The sequence below is a fragment of the Limnohabitans sp. 2KL-3 genome (assembly GCF_001269405.1).
In the GTDB taxonomy this organism is placed as follows: domain Bacteria; phylum Pseudomonadota; class Gammaproteobacteria; order Burkholderiales; family Burkholderiaceae_C; genus Limnohabitans_A.
On the sequence record NZ_CXON01000051.1, the window covers coordinates 1 to 2,614 of the forward strand.

Sequence of the window (2,614 nt, forward strand, 5' to 3'; positions counted from 1 at the left end):
GCATGCGATGTGTTTCAGGCTTCGCCTTCTCCCAGCCAGCTCGCCGCCACTCCCTGCCGAATCGAGTTCGCTTTACTGCGCACCGCCAGTTCGCCTCCGGTTGCTCTCCACCCCGCTTCGCAGCGACGCAGTTACCTTCGACTACGGGGCCTTGGCTTACCCCGACATGGACTCTCACCATGCTGTGTACGCGCCTTCACGGGCGCACTAGGAGCGACGCCCTCGTCGCGATCACCCTCGCAAACCACACCCCATCGCCCCGAGGGCGGGGCTCCCACAACATGCAGGGCATTCCCCCCGTAGGAGCGACGCCCTCGTCGCGATCACACTCGCAGACCACACCCCATCGCCCCGAGGGCGGGGCTCCTACAAAAAGCTCATCGCCCCGGGGGCGGGGCTGCCAGATGGCTCGCATCGTTGATCGCTGTGACAAGACAAGCTTTTCACTTCAAACTTCACAAGGCCAGACCCATAAAAAAACCTCGCCCTAGAGCCGACTTTCACGCGTTCAAGAGGCCCTGCGGGCTTACAGTGCTCACTTGGGAGTTCTTATGAAAAAAACATTTGCCATTCAAAACACCGCACTGCTGGCCGCCCTGCTGCTGGCGGGTTCCGTCTGTGCGCAAAGCGTGCGCGAGACCGCTCGCGAGACTGTGCCTCAAGTGCAGCCGTCTTTGTCGGCGGGTGCAGCACCCGAAGGGGCCAGCACACCAAGCGCACCCCGCACCATTGGCTGGGAGCAGCTCATTCCCGCAGGCTGGGACCCTTACAAAGACCTCAAGGCCTTGAACCTGCAAAGCCTGAAAGACAACGACCCCAAGGCCGATGAAGCCCTGAAAAAAATGCGCCAGATGTGGGACAACGCCCCCATCAACCCCTTGATCCTGGGGCAAAACGTGCGCCTGCCTGGCTACCTGGTGCCCCTGGAAGACTTGCCTGAAGGCCTCAAGGAATTTTTGCTGGTGCCTTACTTTGGGGCCTGCGTGCACTCGCCACCACCCCCCGCCAACCAGATCGTGCATGTGAAGCTCGACCAAGCCGTCAAGCGCTTTCGCAGCATGGACATCGTGTGGGTGACCGGCACTCTGAGCGCCACCAAAACCGACTCGCACATGGGGGTGGCCAGTTACCGCATCGACGCCAAAGTGGTAACACCCTATTCCGAGAAAAAATAAGCCTGCATCGACAAGGCGCTTCACCATTTCAACTGCACCGGAGATCACGATGCCCGTCTCACTGGAAGGCCAATTGGTCGTGGCGATTTCATCGCGGGCCTTGTTTGACTTTGAAGAAGAAAACCGTGTGTTTGAGCAAGGCGACGACCGTGCTTACATGCAATTGCAGCTGGAACGCCTGGAAGTACCGGCCAAACCGGGCGTGGCATTTTCTCTGGTGCGCAAGTTGTTGGCCTTCAACGACGCCGATGCGCAGCGGGTCGAGGTGGTCATCCTTTCGCGCAACGACCCGGTCTCGGGCATGCGGGTGTTCCGCTCGGCGCAGCACTACGGCCTGACCATTCAGCGCGGCAGCTTCACCCGGGGACAGCCGCCTTGGCGTTACCTCAAGCCGCTCAACGCCAACTTGTTTTTGTCCACGCATTTGTCCGATGTGCGTGCCGCCTTGGGGGCAGGGGTGCCCGCCGCGCAGGTCTATCCGCATTCAGCGCTGGCCTCGGAATCTCACCCGAACGAGGTGCGCATTGCCTTTGATGGCGATGCGGTGTTGTTCTCGGACGAGGCCGAACGGGTGTTTCAGTCAGAAGGTCTGACGGCTTTTCAGGCGCACGAACGCGACAAAGCCGAACAACCCCTGCTGGCCGGCCCCTTCAAGCCTTTGCTGGCCGCGTTGCAACGACTGCAACAAGAGGGCACACCCCACATGCGCATCCGCACCGCCTTGGTCACCGCCCGCAGCGCTCCGGCCCACGAACGCGCCATCCGCACGCTGATGAATTGGAACATTGAGGTGGACGAGGCCATGTTTTTGGGCGGCTTGCCCAAGGGCGAATTTTTGCGTGAATTCGAGCCTGATTTCTTTTTTGACGACCAAACCGGCCACATCGAATCGGCCGCCCGACATGTGCCGTCTGGCCACGTCGCATCGGGTGTGTCCAACCCAGAGTAAGCATTGCCTTGTGGATGGGACCCATCATTTGGGAGCCGCCCCCCCCGGGCGATGGTTTTTTTGTAGGAGCCCCGCCCTCGGGGCGATGGGTGGTGGTCTGCGAGGCTTATCGCGACGGGGGCGTCGCTCTTACAGGGGAGATGCCCTGCATTTTGTAGGAGCCCCGCCCTCGGGGCGATGGCTTGTGGTTTGCGAGGCTTTTCGCGACGGGGGCGTCGCTCCTACAAGGGAGATGCCCTGCATTTTGTAGGAACCCCGCCCTCGGGGCGATAGGTGGTGGTTTGCGAGGCTTTTCGCGACGGGGGCGTCGCTCCTACAGGGGAGATGCCCTGCATTTTGTAGGAGCCCCGCCCTCGGGGCGATGGCTTGTGGTCTGCGAGGCTTTTCGCGACGGGGGCGTCGCTCCTACAAGGGAGATGCCCTGCATTTTGTAGGAAAGATCGGAAGAGCGTCGTGTAGGGAACGAGTGTAGATCTCGGTGGTCGCCGGA

The 2,614-nt window shown here is 61.1% G+C and carries 2 protein-coding genes; both read left to right on the plus strand.

Going from position 1 to position 2,614, the window contains the following annotated elements; translation table 11 throughout:
- Window positions 1-551 precede the first annotated feature (551 nt).
- Window positions 552-1,175, plus strand: coding sequence for a DUF3299 domain-containing protein (locus AMM41_RS21490; protein WP_089963974.1), 624 nt, complete (start codon window positions 552-554; stop codon window positions 1,173-1,175).
- Window positions 1,176-1,224: 49 nt separating this feature from the next.
- Window positions 1,225-2,124, plus strand: coding sequence for a 5'-nucleotidase (locus AMM41_RS21495; protein WP_089963977.1), 900 nt, complete (start codon window positions 1,225-1,227; stop codon window positions 2,122-2,124).
- Window positions 2,125-2,614 lie beyond the last annotated feature (490 nt).

Bases quoted from the DNA above. Each gene is read 5' to 3' on its own strand.
- AMM41_RS21490 (WP_089963974.1), top strand. From the start codon at position 552: ATGAAAAAAACATTTGCCATTCAAAACACCGCACTGCTGGCCGCCCTG.
- AMM41_RS21495 (WP_089963977.1), top strand. From the start codon at position 1,225: ATGCCCGTCTCACTGGAAGGCCAATTGGTCGTGGCGATTTCATCGCGG.